The organism is Paenibacillus sp. FSL R5-0908 (genome assembly GCF_038006245.1).
Classification (GTDB): Bacteria; Bacillota; Bacilli; order Paenibacillales; family Paenibacillaceae; genus Paenibacillus_AQ; species Paenibacillus_AQ odorifer.
This window is the reverse complement of record NZ_JBBOUV010000001.1, coordinates 2,745,916-2,765,056: the sequence shown is the minus strand read 5'-3', so window position 1 is coordinate 2,765,056 and position 19,141 is coordinate 2,745,916. Positions and strand designations below refer to the sequence as shown.

Sequence of the window (19,141 nt, the reverse complement as noted above, 5' to 3'; positions counted from 1 at the left end):
TTTCTACCCCCCAAACAAACCTATAATAACCCAAATAGATCTTAATTTCCTCGTCCCCCATCAACATATTGGAGGGGCTATTACTCATGTTTCTAACCAAACGCAAACTCAACTCCCAACTAAACGAAATTTCCGAATATCGTTACCGGGATCGTATACACATTCCTTTTTTCAACTCAATGATTGACGAACAAGGTGAAATTGCAGCCGAACCACCCGTGGATGGAGAATGGTCTAAGCTACGAGTTGGCGATACCTGGAAAGGCCGCGATTTGTATTTATGGCTAACGACAAATATAGACGTACCCGCTACTTGGGCAGGCCGTAGAGTACTGGGTCGATTTGATTTTGGCGAGACGGGTGCTGGAAATAACTCCGGATTTGAATCCTTATTCTTTTTCAACGGCAAACCCTATCAAGGTGTAGATTCCAATCATACCGAAGTGTTCTTGCCAAATGAAACGGTAGGCACTCAGCTTCCACTGACCTTCCGGTTATGGTCGGGACTCGAAGGTGGCGGCCCTAAAAAGGATCAGACACATGGCATTCGCATGGCTGAAATTTGTTGGCTGGATGAACCAACGGATGATTTCTATTTTACCGCGCTTGCTGTAGTTGAGACGCTGAACGTACTCGATGCCAAAACTCCAGAATACACACAACTTATGAGTACAGTGGACCGCTCCTTTCTTCTGATCGACTGGTCTCGCCCAGGTTCAGACAACTTCTACGCTTCGATCGGGGAAGCCCGCAATTATTTGCGTGATGAAATTAATAAAATGGAGAAGTCCTCACCAGTCACCGTTACCTGTATTGGCCATACCCATATTGATGTGGCTTGGTTGTGGCAATTGAAACACACCCGTGAGAAATGTGCGCGTTCCTTCTCAACCGTACTACGTCTGATGGAAATGTTCCCGGACTATACCTTTTTACAGACTCAGCCGCAACTCTATGAATATATCAAAAATGACTATCCAGAAATCTATGAAAATATTCGGGAACGTGTAGCTGAAGGACGCTGGGAAGCTGGCGGTGGCATGTGGCTTGAGGCAGATTGCAACTTGACCTCAGGGGAGTCTCTAGTCCGTCAACTACTCTATGGAACTCGCTTCTTACGTAATGAATTTGGGGTTGAATGTGACTATTTATGGCTGCCGGACGTATTTGGCTACAGCTGGTCCTTGCCACAAATTCTAAAAAAATCAGGAATTAATACCTTCATGACCACAAAAATTAGCTGGAATCAATATAACCGGATGCCACATGATACCTTTCAATGGCGTGGGATTGATGGCACTGAGGTGTTAACACATTTTATTACAACGCCTGAGCCTTGGTCGGAAGAAGATTCTTGGTTCTACACTTATAATGGCCGGATTATTCCTAAGACTGTAAAAGGAATTTGGGATACTTACCGGGATAAAGAAGTGAATCGCAATCTGTTACTTTCTTACGGATATGGCGATGGTGGCGGGGGTGTGAACCGTGAAATGCTAGAGATGCGCCGTCGGCTAAACGATCTTCCGGGTCTGCCGAAGATTGAAACAGGAACAGCGGGAGACTACTTCCGTACCCTGCAAGAAACTGTTGCAAATACAGATCGTTATGTCCATGTATGGGATGGCGAGCTTTACTTAGAATATCACCGCGGCACCTACACAAGCCAAGCCTACAATAAGCGGATGAACCGTAAGCTTGAACTGCTATACCGTGAGGCGGAATGGCTAAATACACTGCAAAGTGTGATGACAGGTGACTGGTCGAACTATCGTCAGACCGATTTAGACGAGGGCTGGAGAATTATTTTGCGCAACCAATTCCATGATATTATTCCGGGCTCTTCGATTCGTGAAGTGTATGAAGACAGTACGATTGAATATGCACAAGCAGAAGCAATAGGTCAGTCTGTCTGGGAGCAATCCAGTAAGGCACTTATGAGCGGAAATGAAGCCGGTAAATACACGATCTGGAACAATGCTGCTTGGGAGCTGACAGAACTCGTAGAAATTACTATTGAAGCCGGGATGGAAACAGGACATTGGATAAGTTCAGAAGGTAAACAACTACAAGCTCAACGTGAAGGTGACCGCTGGATCGTTGAAGTATCTAACATTCCTTCTCTCGGATACACCACCATTTCTTTCGTAGAAGATGTGAATTCTGAGTCTCTAAGCGCTCCATTCAAGCTAAATGAATCAGGAATTTCAACGCCTCACTTCGAAATTGAATGGAACAAACAAGGTCAATTAGTATCTATCTATGATATAAATGAACAAAGACAAGTATTAGCAAACGGAAGTCACGGTAACGTGTTCCAAGTGTTTGAAGATAAACCTCTGGCCCATGAAGCGTGGGACATTGACATCTACTATCAACAAAAAATGCGCGAAGTAATCGACTGCCGTAGTATTGAAGTCATAGAAAAGGGTTCACTGCGATGTGTTGTACAATTCACATGGAGTTATATGGATTCCACGATTAAGCAGCAAATGATCTTACATGCACACCATCGTCGTATCGATTTCGTGACGAAGGTAGACTGGCATGAGCGACAACAGCTAATGAAAGTAGCTTTCCCTGTTGCGATACGAGCTACCGAAGCCACTTATGATATCCAGTTCGGTAATGTTACGCGTCCAACACATTGGAACACTAGCTGGGATTACGCTAGATTCGAGACTGTGGGGCATCAGTGGGCGGATTTATCAGATCGTGGTTATGGCGTTAGCTTGCTGAACGATTGCAAATACGGTTATGACATCAAGGATAATGTGATGCGTCTATCATTAATCAAATCGGCAACGCACCCTGACCCTGAAGCGGATCAAGGCGAACATACTTTCACCTACTCTATCCTGCCTCATACTGGGGATTGGCTACAGGGTGACACCGTCCGTCAAGCTTGGTCCGTCAACAACCCTCTACGGAGCACCATGGGTCAAGCAGAAGTAGCAACCAAGTCGCTTATTCGCCTTTCTACTCAAACGGTTATGGTTTCTGCGATTAAGAAGTCTGAGGATGGTCAAAAATTAATCGTACGTGTGCACGACTATTCCGGAAGCCGCCAGCAAATTGATATGACTAGCGACTTGAATATTATTTCGTGGCAAGAGTGTAATCTAATGGAGCGTCCTGAAGGGGAAGTCCACACTGAACCTGTCATTACTTTTATACTTGAACCTTACGAACTAAAAACATTTGAAATCGAAGCAGAGAAATTAATAAAGTAATACACAAAAAATAAAGTAACATACAAAAATCGAGGTGTCTCTGTAGCCATGGATCAAAGGCTGCGAGGACACCTCTTTATATATTTTCTCACGATTGTTTCTTATGCTTTTAAGTATACACCTTGTGTAATGAGTGATCTTGACGTATACTCCGAGTAAGGGAGAGATGGATATGAGAAAACTGAGGAAAATCACAATATTCACAGGTATTGGATTATTCAGCCTTGTTTTGATTGCCATGTTTGCAATCAGCGCTTTTGTAATCAAAAGACCGGCGACTACCACCCCCGTAATCGCGGAAGTGAAGCCTTACAAGTGGAATAAAGTCACGCTAGACGAAAATGTCATATCAAGTGATGGATCAGAGTATTTTTTGTGGAATAAAAAGGGTGAAAATAATAACTGGATCATCTTCTTTTCCGGTGGCGGGGCCAGCTGGGATGCCCAAAGTGCAGCACACCCCATCAAGCTTATGAACTTTATTAAAGGTGGAGATACAGGCAACTATTTCCCCAACATCCCCTTCTATATGCTGACATTGCTGAGAGGCATGATGGATACGGATAACCCTGCCAATCCTTTTCATGGCTGGAATGTGGTCTATCTTCCCTATTCAACTGGTGATTTCCATATCGGCAACCGCACGGTTGAATATAAAAAAGATGACGGCAGCCCCTTTACTATGCGTTATAACGGTAGCAATAATGTGCGAAGCAGCCTCGATTGGATATATGCCAACGTGGATAAACCCGGCAAACTACTGATTGCTGGCGAAAGTGCTGGTGGCTTTGGGTCCGCTTTTTGGGCTCCCGAGATCGCCTCTCACTACAAGGACTCCGAGATCTTCCAATATTCGGACAGTTCCTTCTTGAAATCAGACAAGTGGCCAAATGTTGTGAAGCAGGAATGGCAGGCAGACTTCGTGAAGAACTTCGGATATGCCCCTGAAGCGGATATCATCGGGGCAGCTTTTAAAGCGAACGGCCATCTACTTCCTGTGAATGCGATAATATTGCAATCCTACTCGGTATTTGACGAGATTCTGATCCACTTTCAGAACAACATCAACGATTACAAGGGGCCAAGAGATCAAAGCATCATTAATGAGTGGTCACAGGAAATGCGGCAATCTGTTTCTTCTTTGGCAGCCACTTTACCTAATTATTATTACTATCTCACCGACTATGGACTGAACGCAAAGACGGGTACAACTCCGCACACTTTTGCCACCAGAGAGACCTTCTTTCAGGCTGAACAGGATGGTGTGAAGCTTCTGAATTGGTTAGGTGATGCGATCAACCGGCAGAACCCCTATTCAGTGGGCAGCAAATTCCTCATGAATTCGAAGCCAGCTCAGAAATAGTGCTAGAAGCAGCGGAAGAGTTGCAACAAGACAGGAGAGAAAATCAATGAATTTGCGGGAAAAGCAAATGCAAATGACAAGGGAGATCATTAAGGATACAGCGCTTAGCTTATTCTGTGCCCAAGGTATTGAGCGCACGGATATGGCACAGATTGCGGAACAAGCCGGCATCTCCCGGCGTACTTTGTATCATCATTATAAGGACAAAGAAGAATTAGCCGCTCAAATTTATGCCCTTAATCTAGAGCGGATGTTTGGACAGCTGCTGTTTGATTTTGATTTTGAACACCCTGTACAGTCATTGGAGAACATTCTCGATAAATATCTGGCGTTAAGAGATCATCAGGAAGCCCTGATCTACTATGATGCTATTTTTGGAGTTTACTACAGCACGCTTTCCAAAAATCCCGCAGAACTTCCTGACTTTAAGCAGGCTATGGAAGGCTGGTATTCACGGTTAATTCTCCTTGAGACAATTTCAGTCGCTCCGGAGGAAAAAAATAAGTGGCTGGACATTCTGCACAAGTCCACCCACCTGTATTTCATGTATTTACAAAAAGCCGTCATTATTACTCACCAGCGGGGGGGTGTGGTTACGGAGGAAGATCGGGTTATGGACCGGCAATTCAAGGATTTCATTATGTTTGGCGTACGGCAATCCAAGAATCAGACAAACCCTTAATTTCACTTATGGGGCAACCTGACGATAATCGTCGTTCCCGCTCCAACCGCACCGTCCACTTCTATGTTTCCCTGATGCAGGGAGACAATTTTTTTAACGATTGCAAGTCCCAAGCCATTGCCATTATTGTTTCCATTCCGTGATTTGTCTATTTTATAAAATCTTTGGAATACGGCGTTGAACTCTTCCGGAGAAATCCCGATCCCGTTATCACTGATGGTGACCGATACATCTGCTGCACTGTCATCTATACTGATGCGGATGTTCCCGCCTTCCGGTGTGAACTTGATGCTGTTGCTAAGCAAATTCATCCATACTTGCTTCAGCTGGTCTTCATCACCCTTAATTTTGACAGCTTCCGGCAGCTCAAGATCGATAACGAGGCCTTTGGCTGACCATTGTGGCTCACAGGTCACAACGATGGTTCTAATCTGCTCGTCAAGATTAAAGGAACCTGCGTTAAAGGGATGATGTTCAGAATCCAGGGAAGCGAGCTTCAGCAAATTATCACTTAACCTCGACAGACGTTCACTCTCTGCAATGATGATATCAAGATATTCAGAACGTTCCTCTTCCGCGATTAGATCATTGTTCTGCAATGCCCTGGCAAAGCCGGAAATAGACGTAAGCGGTGTCTGAATTTCATGAGAAACGTTGGATACGAAATCCTGCCTCATCTGTTCCAGCTGCTTCAGCTCCCCGGCCATCTCCACATAGCTTTGTGTCAGTTCCCCTATTTCGTCTACTCGGTTTACTTTAAGCTCTACCTCGAAATCACCCTTGCCTAGCCTTCTTGTCGCATTCGTCAAAGCTTTGATCGGCTCCACCAAATATCTGGCGGCAATAAGAATGCATAGACTACCCAGTAAAAGCACGAGTAAAAGCACAAAGAGCAGCATCCGATTGACGATATTTTCGTTCTCGGCAGAATACTGCAAGAACATTGCTTGCCACTCCCCGTTAAACAGAAAGGGCATCCCGATAAAGGTATCCTTATCTTTCGCGGAGGAACGATAGAGTTTTCCTTGCAGCACTTGTTTCACAGCATCGGGAGTGATAGTGACAGCCGGACTATCCTTGAGCCCATAAAAGGTATATTCCCCGGAATGATTATACAGGTGGATAGGGTATGCAGATACCTTAACCATACTATTCAAGAACTCGCCTGTATCCTCAGGCTTGGCGTCATCATAACGGTGAATGATCTCCTTCCCCACTGTGATCATTTCATTCTGTCCCTCGTAACTTATTTGTTTCTGAAAGACATACAAACCAATGAAAAAGGAACAGATCAGACTAAAGATAATGATGCCTAAAAACGTGAGAACGACGCGTACATACAATGTCTTGATCATAGCGCAGGGATCAGCCGGTATCCTAGGCCGCGGGCCGTTTCGATTTGAAATTGCTCGTCGTTACCGCAGAATTTCTCCCTCAACCGGCTTATATGCACATCTACAGTCCGGCCGTCTCCTTCATAGTTCAATCCCCAGATTTGAGAAATCAACTGTTCTCTTGTGAAGATTTGCCTAGGGTGACTAGCCAGCAGAAACAGTAGCTCAAATTCCTTCAAAGGAATCGTTACCGGTTCTTCATCACGCGTAACCTGGAAAGTGCGGCGGTTAAGCACCACATTGCCCAACTGCACAGACTGGGAAGAAACGACCAGCGAGCGTTTAAGCAAAGCCTTTACTCGCATCACCAGTTCAAGTGGATCAAACGGTTTGGTCAGATAGTCATCCGTGCCGAGTTGAAAACCTTTCACTTTATGTGCAGATTCTCCTTTAGCCGTCACCATGAGGAGGGGAATGTTGGCATCAGAGCGCCTGATTTCTCTGCACAGATCCCAACCATCCAATCCTGGCATCATAATATCTAGGATGACGAGATCGACTCGCGAGTTCTCTATAATGGACAGCGCTTTGGTGCCATCCCTGGCTTCTTTGAGGTCAAAACCTTCTTTTCGCAAAAACAAAGACATTAGCTTTCGGATGTTATCATCATCATCAGCAATAAGTATAGTAGCCACGATTGTCCTCCTCTCATAAGCTTACATTATATATGATAAATTCTTGACAAGAAACGAAGTTATCCGAACTGCCAACCCAACAGGTTCCAATAGTAGAAAAACAGAGTTATTGCTACAGCCGAAAGTGCCACTAGTGTATAATGCACACGCTTGAAAACTGTCCAGTATTTATTCTTCCAAACCAGTATAGCCGAGATTAGCAAAGCTAAAGTCAGACCAACCAAAAGGATTGGCATAACTAAACTGAGAGAAAGCGAAAGACTGATACCACTGAACTTCTGCATCGTGTCCATGGACATAACCACCATAAATATCGTGACGAAAGATAGCAGCGCCCACCCGGCAGTTCCCGCAGATAAGCGGATGGCCCACTTTTCCGGAGACGTCATCGCCTTGATCTTGCGTCTGGAGAAGATTAGCCCAAGCAATGCAGTGATGAAAATCAACCCCGAGCCGCCAAGTATGATAAGCCAAAACTTATTCTGATTCAAGAGTGGCGTACGCTCCAGCGGCATTTCCGGTGCCAGACCTAAGAGCATATGTGTAACCTTACCGGACTCATCTGTGCGGAAGCCTATTTGTTCGGTACCTCCCTCGAGCTGGAACAGATTCGGACCGATTTCTCTGTACAGCTGTTGTTCACTACCACTTCCCAAAGATAGCTTATTCTCCTCTACCTTAACATTTAGTTGGGCAAAAAAATTGAAAAATTTATCAATATCACTGTGGTTACGGCGTGTGAATTGATAGGTTCCCGCATATTTCTGAACAGATTCCGCAGAAGTGGAGAATTCAGGCTGCTTCGCTTCAGGATCGGGATAATAACGCTCACAAAAGGCATGGACTAGGCCTGCCGCGGAATCACCGCCCTGACCGCCGTTATAGGAAACAAAGATACCTATTTGCTTGGCAGGCACAAGATAAAACTCGGTATTAAACATGGGGTCGGAACCACCATGAGTGATTAGTCTAAGACCATTGATGCGTTTCTCAGAGAACCCCAGATCTACTCCCGGCAGACGTTTATCAAATTGGTACGCCGTTGAATGCATTAGTTCTGCAGTCTCGGTTCTAAGAATCTGCTGGTCACCATATTTCCCGTTCTGCAGATGGGCAATCATAAAGTGCGCCATATCTACTGCTGATACTGTACCCGAGCCGGCAGGACGAAAGCCGCCCTCGAAGGTAGGTGTGCCAGGAATAAAACTGCCGTTCTCACTCGTGTACCCTACAACTTGATTGGGTATGAATGACTCAGGCAAAGGCTCTACCACAGTCGAATATTTCATGTCGAGCGGATCGAAAATATACTTTTGTATATAGTCATTGTAAGGAACACCGCTGACTTCCTCCACTATCAGACCCGCGAGTGTAGCCCCGAAGTTCGAATAAGAACTCATCTCTCCGGGAGGTCTTACCCGTGCCAGCATATGCTCATTAAGTGTTTCCGAGATTGATCCCGGCAATTTGGCAGGGTCGGTAGTGATTTGATAACCCACTCCACCCTCTTCAAACCCCGCTGTATGTGTCATCAAATGGCGCATCGTGATCGGCTCAGGATAAGTAGCAGGGATCTTCACTGATTTCAGGTAGGTGTTAATATCAGTGTCCAGATCTATCTTGCCTTGTTCGACCAGTTGCATCACCGCTGTCCAGGTGAACAGCTTTGTTGTTGAAGCGATTCGAAACATGCTGGTTGTCGGATCAACCAGTGCCGCTTCTTCCAGATTGGAACTGCCATAACCTTTGGCTAAAATAATTTTGCCGTCTTTCACAATGGAGATAACCGCTCCCGGAATTTGCAGCCGGTTCATATCTTTTTCCATAATTCCATCAACGAAGCTAGTCAGTCCCGCGGTATCATCAAGATTGGCAAATGCTTCAATTTGAGCTGCCGGCAGCGCGGTTTGACCCATTTTGGTCTCAGCCGAGGCCTGTTTCCCGGGAAATACCAAGCTTGCGCCTAAGCCGACACTAATTATAGCCAATAGAGTCAGACCAGCGATCAGCCTTTTTTTCATAGGTGTTAACATTATTATCCTCCGAGTCATCATTTATTGGGGTGGATGATCATCCGCCTAACACTTATAGAGATTATCAGAGTATTATGAATGGAACGTTAACAAGACAATAAAAAAACTAGACAGCAATCCACTCTTAAAAGTGACGGATCATCAGTCTAGTTACATCAGAAAAACCTATAAAAAATACCATAGCGAACGTATGCCTACCACCTTACTGGAGCTCAGTCCCGATCCCTTTTTCTCTCGCCTTTTTCACGAAGTATACCGCTGTTGCGATATCAAAAACCGCCATCCCCATCGGACAAAAGAAAATCGGCTCATCTGCTCTGAGCTCATTCAGGCAATGGCGCGAGACAACATCGGTAATCATTCGGGTATCGGCACGAGTTAACCCATGTTTCAGATGAAGCTGCTGTATGTCAGTATTCTCGCGGCACACCTCATCCCAGTCGTCGACGATTATGGCCTTCACCGAAGCTAATGCCTCAGGCTTATAATCACGCAGTGAAATATTCAGTAGAAGACTACCTTCCGCCGGAAGCATATCGATATATCTATGATTGGATACGGTACAGGTGATAAAGATATTGGACTTTCGATAAACGTCCGCCCACGTCTCCTCCACTTCTATCCTATCCTTATATATAGATGAGATGTCTGACAAATCTACTTCCCTTATATCAAAGATTCGGATACGTTCAACTCGATCTCCGTACAATGCCATAACCATTTGAAAATGATATTGCCCGATTGGTCCCCAGCCGATAATGCCAAGATGAATCCGTTCAAGTGAACGAGCCTGCAAAAAGTGACCAATCATCAGTCCACTGATGGAAGCTGTCCTTACGATGCTGGGGAGCGGAGAGCTTAGGACGGATATAGGCTCGCCCGTAATGGGATCATTCAAGACAATGATGCTATGCGCTCGGGGAAGACCAGCCTGGATATTATCCGGGAAGCTGGAAATCCATTTGATCCCTGCTGCATTCACGTTCCCCCCTACGTATGCGGGCATTGCAATAATACGATTTTGAGGATTCTTATACCTTAGATAAGGTTTTACGGGCTGTGCGTAATCTCCAGAATCAAGTATGCGCACCGTAGTTTCTATCGATTCCACGAGAGAAGGCCAATCAAGCCCCACCTCCCGGATGTCCCGATCGTTTAAATACAGCATTCCACAACCTCCTTTTTCCGTTCGTTAAGCAAGGACATCTCCGCCGTCAGCCGAGAATTCCTGCCCAAATTCATTCTGAATCCATGGGTCAGAGTATACTGTATCGAGGTAACGCTCCCCTTTGTCATGCAGAATTACCGCACAGACAGCTCCTGGAGCCAATTCTTGCTCCATAAGCCTAACAGCGGCAAGGTTAGCCCCTGAGGATGCACCGGCCAGAATCGATTCATTCTGGGCAAGTGCTTGGCATCCTTTTACGATATCCAAGTCTGAGACATGCACGATACGGTCAATTAAATCCGTTCTGCAGAAAGGGGGTACGATGCCAGCACCCAGTCCCGGGAACCGCCGTTTCTCTTTGTTGCCACCAAAAATACTACTTCCCTCCGCATCGACGGCAACAATCTTAGTCTTCAGACCCTGATCCCTTACATATTCCGCGAGACCTCGAATCGTGCCGCATGTACTTACGCTGCAAAACAAATAATCCACTTCGCCAAGCTCAGTCACGATTTCTTTCATGGTCGTATGGTAGTGGGACAAATAGTTATTTGCGTTGGCATATTGATTCGGCCAGTAGCTACCCGGTATTTCCTCCAAGAGTCGCTGCACTCGATTCAGTCTAGCAGGCAGATATTCACCGGTCTCAGGATCGGGTTCGCTAACAAAGTCAATTTTTGCAGTTAATGCTTTCAGAATCTGCAGATTTGTTGTGGTAGTTCTTGGATCAACCACGCTAATAAATCGCAGCCCTAAATATTGGCAAATCATCGCCAAGCTAATCGCCATATTTCCCGAACTCGACTCAATAATAGTAGTTCCCGGCCCGATTTTCCCTTCCTTCCATGCCTCATGGATCATCCGCAGAGCTGGACGGTCTTTCGCACTTCCTCCCGGATTTAGCAGTTCCATTTTTGCGTAGACTTCGAACTCACTGTTCTGGAACAGATTATCCAGCTTGATTAATGGTGTTTTTCCGATAGTCGACAAGATACCGCCTTGGATATTTATGTCCACCTTAGCTTTGTCCTTCTGATAATATAACTTCTTGTTCTTGACCTGCCCGCTGGCCAGCGAATCCCCTTTAGCTACTATAATGATCTCAATATCATCAAGCAGATGGTTGCGAATCATCATCCCGATTTCCGGAATACACTCCCTGATTTCCTCTTTGATTACCGGAATAATAGAGGGCTTCACAGATTTACTCTTGATATAAATAGAGAGCGCATTGTTTTTTACCTTGACCCGGATGATCGCATCTTCAATATGGCGGTATACGACCTGCTCGATATCGTACAGGCTGATTTTCTCACCGTGCTTCAGTTCCTGACCCACTCTTTTTACAATGGACTCAAAGCTTTGTTGTTCAACGCCGTCTATCATCACAGGCCTAAAGTCCCTTACGACGTCATAAGTAACAAAACGAAGAGCTGGCAGCATCCTGCGGACAGTTGAGGTAAGCACCAGAATACTTTCATTGTTCCGAAGCGGCCTTACTTCTTCGTCTAACTCATGAACCCCGATTCCTTCCGCGAAAATTCCGTCGGCAAAAATGTACCTGCCATGATCATGGGAGTAATAAGCGATCGTACCGATTTCAATGGAGCCGTAAGTATCGATGATGTCTCTAGGCTCAATACCGAACAAGCCAGCCATATTCCGCTGCCACTCAGGCGGAGCAATTTCCCCTACCAAAATAATCTTGCGAATTCCGAATTCACGCGGGTTTCCGGCGGCATATACGATATGGTCAAGGATGGACGGCATCGTATAGAGCAAGTCAGGTTTAAAAGCTTTAAGCTGTTCAATATGCTGTTCGATTGGCAGTTCAAAGGGTATTGAACTTTTTTCTAATCCTAACCTTTCAAAAATGGTCAGCGCAGTATTTGCTGCATGTCCAGTGCCCATATCCGCCAACGCTCTCTTACATCCGCTTCCCGCAATAAGCTCGCCGAATAGCTTCGTTTTTATATCCACATAGTATTTGTCATCTTCCTCAGAGTAGAGGATTGCTTTTCTACGGCCTGAGCTTGTACCAGACGTCCTATAAACAGTCCAAGAAGGATCGATGGGTTGGTTATAATAGAAGGTTTCAAGTGTTTTCGAAGACATAAGAGGTAAGTTCTGCAAGTTATAATTCGTTTTCTCCCCATCGACCAGCCCCTTGTACCAAGGGTATTCGTCCATTACTTCTTGCACCTTATTCTGCAATTTACCGAGCAGCATCATAGCCGCCTCCCGTTGACCGCATGCTGCAGCCCAAGTTTAATAAATGCCTCCAATATTCATATGTAGAATTCTTTGCATGTGTTCGATTATTCTGTGGTTGCCCAAGCAAAAACTGCGTAATCCCGTAATATAGCCTATAGATATATAGAACGGAGGAACAAAATGAAGGAGCCAATACGGCGGATATCCAATAAGCTGACGAAAACAAGGGTACTGCTTAGAAAACAAGAGCTAAGGAAGTATATCCCGGTAACGAAAAAAATGAATAAAAACGTACTCTATGAGATGTTGCAAAAACATAGAATGGTGTACATTAAGCCCTGCTGTGGATCTTTGGGACAGGGTGTAATCCGGATTGAAAGATCACAAGAGCATTCCGCCAAAAAACGACCAGCCTACAGCTATCAATCCGGTACGCATAAACATACATTTTCTGATTACGAGATGGCTTATCGGGCAATCTTTAGCGAGACCCAAGGAAAATCCTATTTGGTGCAAAAGGGGATTTGGCTTTTGGTTTATGAAGGAAGGCCATTTGATATCCGGGTAATGGTGCAAAGAAATCTTAAGGGTGGGTGGGAAGCTACAGGCATTGCGGGTCGCGTTGCTCATCCTCGCAAAGTGGTTACGAATGGGAGCCAAGGGGGAACGATTTATCCGGTAGAGGCATTATTAGAATCCTACACAAACGTAGAGAATAGTAGCGCGTTGATCCGGTCCATGCAACAAATTGGAGTGAACTCCGCCAGACAGCTAAGCACAGCCTATCCCGGCCTGCAGGAAATCGGTGTGGATATTGCCTTGGATCGACGCCTTAAACCATGGATCTTGGAAGTAAATACGGCCCCCGATCCGTGCCCGTTTACCAAACTGAATGACACCAGCATGATTGAGCGAATTGTCAAATATGCGAAAGCCTATGGTCGCACATACAATCTTAAATGCATGAAGTCCAAACAGGGTATGGTCTGAACGGATTTGATTAGTGATAATACAAACAGCCCTGATATATAAAAGTCTCTACCAGGGCTGTTTGTGTTGTTTTAGAATTCGGAGTCGCTCACCTTAACAAGCATCTTCCCGAGGTTCGCACCTTGGAACAATTGCAGGAATGCTTCCACCACATTGTCGAATCCTTCAACAACTGTTTCTTCATATTTTAATTTACCTTCTGTTAGCCATTTTCCAAGCTCTTGAAGGCCTTCTGACTGGCGGGCTGCGTAATCACTAAGAACAAATCCTTTGATAAGGGAGCGGGTTTTGATCAATCTGCTCTGAATACGTGGACCCATATCTCCATCTGTACTGTTATAAGAAGAAATAGCGCCACATAGTGGAATACGTGCATAATCATTAAGCAAGCTCATCACAGCATCTGAAATCGCCCCACCCACGTTGTCAAAATAAACATCAACACCATTTGGACATGCTTCTTCCAAAGCCTGGCCTAAATTTTCCGTTGTTTTATAATTAATGGTTGCATCAAAGCCAAGCTCTTTTTTCAAATAGTCGCATTTATCATCGCTACCTGCGATCCCAACGACACGAGCGCCTTTGATTTTGGCAATCTGTCCAACAAACATCCCCACTGAACCCGCTGCTCCAGACACTACGACAGTCTCTCCTTCTTTCGGCTGACCGATATCAAGTAAACCGAAATATGCAGTGAGCCCTGTCAAACCTAGAACACTTAAGTAAGCCGATACTGGTGCAATCGAATCATCGATTTTGGTTACTGCTTTAGCATCTACAGTATTATATAACTGCCAGCCCAGCATACCGATGACTTTATCTCCAGCTTTGAATAGCTCCGATTTGGATTCTACGATTTCTCCCACAAGTCCTCCAGCGATGACTTCATTAAGCTGATACGGAGGAACATACGATTTAGCATCATTCATTCTTCCCCGCATATAAGGATCCACTGATAAATACAACGTACGTACAACAACTTGTCCTTCTTTTGCTTCAACTACAGGAATATCTTTGAACTCGAAATTTTGCTGGGTTGGCATGCCTACAGGACGTGAAATTAACAGGACCTGTTTATTTTTCAACTGATTCATAGATCACTACTCCATTAATATTTATTTTTGCTGCTACCTATAACTATTAACCAAACCCTGTACATGATTATCAAATAGTTATAAAACTATCAAACTATTAAGAAAAATTATAGGTTTCCGGACAGATTATAAACTGTCCAAGAAACCCGGTAATAATTCGCTAAACGTATCCTCTCGAAGCTGGCTAATCTTATTCTGCCCCATACGTGTGACACTTACTAAATCAGCTTCATACAAAATCTTCAGATGGTAAGACACATTAGATTTGTCCATTCCCATAGATTCACCAATGGACCCACATGTATTGTTCTCCTTATGGAGATGAAGATAACGAATCATTTCAATTCGTTTCACTTCTGCTAATGCTTTAAAAATCTTCACTCGCTTTTCATCATCTTTTAAGGAATATTGTTCGATAGTCATAAAACTATTGTATTCTTCTGATTGCGCAAAGTCAATTTACAATCCCATTTCTTAATCGGTTTCATTTTTGTATAATATACCAATCGGCATTAGCGCGGCTCTATTTATTAGGAAGGAGGGGTGGTAGAAATGGACATTACCAAATATGAAAATCTTGTTCCCCGTGTTTTTTTGTTTGTTGATCGCCGATCCTTCCCGGATTGGGAGATTACGAGGAGTAAAATCGATTTCCATGATCTTACCTTCATCGTAGAAGGGAAGTCTGACTATTTTATTAATGGAGAGAAATTCACGGTTGAAGCCGGAGATATGCTCTATGCCCCTTCTGGCAGCATTCGGGAAGCTCAGACCTTTAAGGAGGCACCCATGCGTTCCTTTGCCTTCAATTTCTTCTGGGAGGGGGAGGACAATCATGTGCAGCTCCCTTTTGAGACTGTAACTAGGAATTGGAGAACTAAAGAGATTCTAGAGGATATTAAAGAATTCTCACATGTCTGGATGGGCAAACAACCTTTCTACAAAATGAAGGCCCGGGCCATCTTTCAACTGATAGTGTACCGCTTATTAAGTATCGCCCACCATCAAGAAACACCTCTGATAGATCTAAGAATCCAAAAAGTGATGACCTATATTATGGATCATTATTCGGAGGAAGTTACGATCAAGGAGCTGGCAGATTTGGTTGCCCTAAACCCCGTATATCTTGGTAAGCTGTTTAAGCAGAACACTGGCTCCACCTGTAAAGAATTTATAAACAAGGTGCGGGTGAACAATGCTGAGATGATTCTATCGGCAGGTGGTTTTAATGTGTCCGAAGTGGCAGCGCACTGTGGTTATCAAGATGTCGCCTACTTCAGCAACGTTTTCAAAAATATAAAGGGTTATCCTCCGTCATCTGCCCTGAAATAACGGAGGATGCGAAGAAACAACCCAGTTGTTCGCCCTTTTAATTCAACCTAACTAAGAATGAACGCCTTCCCGCTAGTATAAAAGCTCTCCTCCGGCCCTAAATAGGAATAAGGAAGCTGGGCAGCGGACAATACAAGCTTTTGCAGAACCAGACCCGCATCCAATCCGTAAAAGCGGAGGGTATGAAGACCCTTCGTTAAAGCATGGCTGGTGGTCACAGCATGAATATTGTCCATAACCGCGCGGCACCATGGTTCATTCTCATGATTGCCGCCTTCAAAGTTCGTTGGTAAAGCATCCTTAATCACGGGTGCCTGATCATCGAAACCTATCGAATATTTCAACCCGCTAGTTTGTGACAGATTGTTTGTCGGCGCAATATACGCGGTTAAGCTATAATCGGTGTCCTGCTGCACTAGAATCCGATATTCCAGATAAGGTGCATCCTCCGGTTGTTCAAAAGATACAGCATCCGGAAACATTTTAACCGAGGATAAAGAACGTCCATAGCTGTCAATGGTCTTCCATACCACCCCTGATTTCGAAACACGAGTTATGGTATGCTCCGCTTCAATACACACGATATTATGGGTCTCGATGAATGTCATCGGTGGCACATCCGGAATGTCTATCCAATCCACAGCAGTCTTCACCTTAACTATATTTCCGGCACCGGAGATCGTAATTTCGCCCATCGATGCTTCTTTGACCTTCTCCCAATCTACGGAAACCTGAAGCGTCTCCCCTGCCTCAATCCAGCCGCGTATTTTCTCAAGCTTGATCCAATCCACGCTGCTCCGCACCTGATATTCAAAACCCGCTTCTCCACCGTTACTGATTGTGATGCGATAGTTTTCTTTTTGGAGATTTGTAAATACCGGAAGATTAGCTGTGCCGGAAACATACGCTTGTTCCGTTCCTTCCACATCGACAATCATTAAAGAACCTTTGGCGGGAGCCAGGGTGTTTACATCCGGATAGTTCCACCCTTCTGAATTCCAATGTATATACCCTACATGAGGGGAACTCATCATTCCCTGCCATTTTCCATTCGAAATTCCGCTATTATAAACCAGCTCCAGATACTTATCCCGTTCGATGGTTTCGTGGGTCAGAGCAGCGTAAGTATTTGCCAACATACTATTTCGTTTAGCGTATAGATGGTTCAGTCCAGCATAAATTTGCATTTTGACCACATTGGCCGAGGCAACAGCAGGGAAATATACGAGCTGGAAGTAAGCATCCTTTAGTTGTTCCGGGATTAGCTCATCGTATTTGCCGGCAGCCTTCTCGATCATCACCGCTTGCTCCAGAACTCTGTGCGCCTCATTGTAATGGATAGGACTGAAGGTGGACGGATAAATAATTTCAGGCTTGCGCCGACCGTTCATCCGGGTATAATCCCCTAACAATTGTGCGATTCCCAGACATGTCTCTTGTTCCAGCGCATATCCGAATTGCTGCTCTACCCAACGGTTGTTGTATTCCACAGTTCGATTGATTGCACCTGTCCCCCAAGCCTCAAAATCGTAGGCCAAATCCAGAAAGTAGGAAATGGGCAATTCCATAGGCTTCAAATCTCCGACGTTCACAATCCATACATCACGGATGCCATAGTCAAATGCCATACACATTTGCTCCCAGACTTTTTCAAGCGGGGTCGTATTTAACCATTCATAGGAATGCGGACCACCATGATAGTCAAAATGATAATACATCCCCCATCCTGCGCTGCGGTTACGTTCGTTTTTCGTCGGGATTTTGCGGAGATTGCCAAAGTTATCGTCAGCAAGCAGGATCGTAACGTCATTCAGAACATCCCAGTCCTTCAACCCTTCCACCCCGGCAGTGCCATACCAGTACTTCTCAACTTCCTTATAAACGGCCAAAATTTGCGGCGCATTTTCAAGATTGTATTTCTTCAATAGTTCTTTTTGCGTAAGTATAATGTCCTTCAGCAGATCAATATTCTCCTGGTCGGAGCCCTCCAGCGCAGAGTCACTTTCCCCCCGCATGCCTAGGGTAATCAAGTTATCAAAGTCCTGATTGCGCTTGATTCCGTCTTCCCAGAAATCTGTAATCGCCTGTTTATTACGGGCGAAATCCCATAGGTTACTTGTCCCGTATTGGCTGTATACCTTCTGCCATTCACTGCCTGCCCGGAATAAGGGTTCATGATGGGAGGTCCCCATAATAATTCCGTATTCTTGTGCATGCTTGGCGTTGGCAATCGGGCTGCTTTTACCATTCAGGCTGAATTCGGCGCTCCACATCGCCGGCCATAAATAATTCCCCTTCAAGCGAAGAATGAGTTCAAATACCTTGTCATAGAAATCTTCATTAAAGTCACCAAATCTTTGAGTTACCCAAGAACCTAAAGACGGCCAGTCGTCATTCAAAAAAATACCTCTATATTTAACCGAAGGCTCCTTGGAGATCACATGAAGCTGGTTATCAGGAATGGACAATGCCGGCTTCCTCTCCGGCACAATATCCGCCCAGTACACCCAAGGACTAACTCCAATCTTTTCGGAGATCGAATACAACCCGTAAATCGTCCCCCGTTTATCACTTCCTACAATGACGAGCGCCTTGTCCACTTCCGCTGTGGGTTGTTCAACCACCTGAATTTTATAACATTCTCTTTTACCTTGGATGGCCGATACATCAACGGTTCCCTCCGCGATTAAATCATCGATAAAATCATTGCTGCCTATCGTTCCAGCGATTATGACTGTTCCATCCAATTCGTTCAATTGTGTATATATCTCAGGCTCTACCTCTGTTACCTGTTTAACATCTGCTGCAAAAGACTGTGCCACCCGGCGTAATCCATCATAATCTTTCCCCTTGGGATCCACGTAAATCTTGGCAGCACTGCCCTGCTTCACAAGGTGAAATTCCTTCGTAGGCATGATAATTCTCCCCTTAAGCATCCAATTTTCGTATGACTAGGCACATTATATAAGTAAGCGATTTCAACTTCCATGTGTAAACTAGCAA

13 protein-coding genes are annotated in these 19,141 nt (G+C 44.9%); 5 read left to right on the top strand and 8 right to left on the bottom strand.

The window, feature by feature from the left end; all coding sequences use genetic code 11:
- The first annotated feature begins 86 nt into the window (after positions 1-86).
- The 3 genes from MKZ09_RS12015 to MKZ09_RS12005 all read left to right on the top strand — a co-directional run bounded on the left by MKZ09_RS12015 (position 87) and on the right by MKZ09_RS12005 (position 5,278).
- On the top strand, positions 87-3,233 hold the full coding sequence (locus MKZ09_RS12015; RefSeq protein WP_076204505.1) for an alpha-mannosidase: 3,147 nt from the start codon (positions 87-89) through the stop codon (positions 3,231-3,233).
- A 172-nt stretch (positions 3,234-3,405) separates the two neighbouring features.
- Positions 3,406-4,596, top strand: coding sequence for a pectinacetylesterase family protein (locus MKZ09_RS12010; RefSeq protein ID WP_256715051.1), 1,191 nt, complete (start codon positions 3,406-3,408; stop codon positions 4,594-4,596).
- Positions 4,597-4,642: 46 nt separating this feature from the next.
- Entirely contained in the window at positions 4,643-5,278 is a 636-nt protein-coding gene (locus tag MKZ09_RS12005; protein WP_076133501.1) for a TetR/AcrR family transcriptional regulator, read from the top strand.
- Positions 5,279-5,280: 2 nt separating this feature from the next.
- Here the strand turns inward: MKZ09_RS12005 and MKZ09_RS12000 are convergent, their stop codons facing one another.
- From MKZ09_RS12000 to sbnA, 5 genes are all read right to left on the bottom strand, one after another.
- Entirely contained in the window at positions 5,281-6,633 is a 1,353-nt protein-coding gene (locus MKZ09_RS12000; RefSeq protein ID WP_076204508.1) for a HAMP domain-containing sensor histidine kinase, read from the bottom strand.
- Entirely contained in the window at positions 6,630-7,307 is a 678-nt protein-coding gene (locus tag MKZ09_RS11995; protein ID WP_076100805.1) for a response regulator transcription factor, read from the bottom strand. Before MKZ09_RS11995 ends, MKZ09_RS12000 begins: the two co-directional genes overlap by 4 nt.
- A gap of 59 nt (positions 7,308-7,366) precedes the next feature.
- On the bottom strand, positions 7,367-9,340 hold the full coding sequence (locus MKZ09_RS11990; protein WP_076204511.1) for a serine hydrolase domain-containing protein: 1,974 nt from the start codon (positions 9,338-9,340) through the stop codon (positions 7,367-7,369).
- Positions 9,341-9,542: 202 nt separating this feature from the next.
- Positions 9,543-10,508, bottom strand: coding sequence for a 2,3-diaminopropionate biosynthesis protein SbnB (locus tag MKZ09_RS11985; RefSeq protein ID WP_076133504.1), 966 nt, complete (start codon positions 10,506-10,508; stop codon positions 9,543-9,545).
- A gap of 24 nt (positions 10,509-10,532) precedes the next feature.
- Positions 10,533-12,740, bottom strand: coding sequence for a 2,3-diaminopropionate biosynthesis protein SbnA (gene sbnA / locus MKZ09_RS11980; RefSeq protein WP_305953770.1), 2,208 nt, complete (start codon positions 12,738-12,740; stop codon positions 10,533-10,535).
- Between the two features lie 162 nt (positions 12,741-12,902).
- Here sbnA and MKZ09_RS11975 point away from each other — a divergent pair, with 162 nt between their 5' ends.
- On the top strand, positions 12,903-13,712 hold the full coding sequence (locus tag MKZ09_RS11975) for a YheC/YheD family protein (RefSeq protein ID WP_076204513.1): 810 nt from the start codon (positions 12,903-12,905) through the stop codon (positions 13,710-13,712).
- 71 nt (positions 13,713-13,783) lie between these two features.
- Here the strand turns inward: MKZ09_RS11975 and MKZ09_RS11970 are convergent, their stop codons facing one another.
- Together MKZ09_RS11970 and MKZ09_RS11965 are read right to left on the bottom strand one after the other, a co-directional pair.
- On the bottom strand, positions 13,784-14,806 hold the full coding sequence (locus tag MKZ09_RS11970; RefSeq protein ID WP_076104641.1) for an NADP-dependent oxidoreductase: 1,023 nt from the start codon (positions 14,804-14,806) through the stop codon (positions 13,784-13,786).
- A 126-nt stretch (positions 14,807-14,932) separates the two neighbouring features.
- A complete protein-coding gene (locus MKZ09_RS11965; RefSeq protein ID WP_038569940.1) occupies positions 14,933-15,229 on the bottom strand; it encodes an ArsR/SmtB family transcription factor in 297 nt (98 codons plus the stop codon).
- A gap of 129 nt (positions 15,230-15,358) precedes the next feature.
- Between MKZ09_RS11965 and MKZ09_RS11960 the strand changes: the two genes are divergently transcribed.
- Complete coding sequence (locus tag MKZ09_RS11960; RefSeq protein WP_076204516.1) at positions 15,359-16,138, top strand: helix-turn-helix domain-containing protein; 780 nt, start codon at positions 15,359-15,361, stop codon at positions 16,136-16,138.
- Positions 16,139-16,185: 47 nt separating this feature from the next.
- On the opposite strand, the gene MKZ09_RS11955 is transcribed toward MKZ09_RS11960, so the two are convergent.
- Positions 16,186-19,053 (bottom strand): glycosyl hydrolase 115 family protein, encoded by a 2,868-nt coding sequence (locus tag MKZ09_RS11955; protein ID WP_256719202.1) that lies wholly within the window; start codon positions 19,051-19,053, stop codon positions 16,186-16,188.
- Between the last annotated feature and the right edge of the window lie 88 nt (positions 19,054-19,141).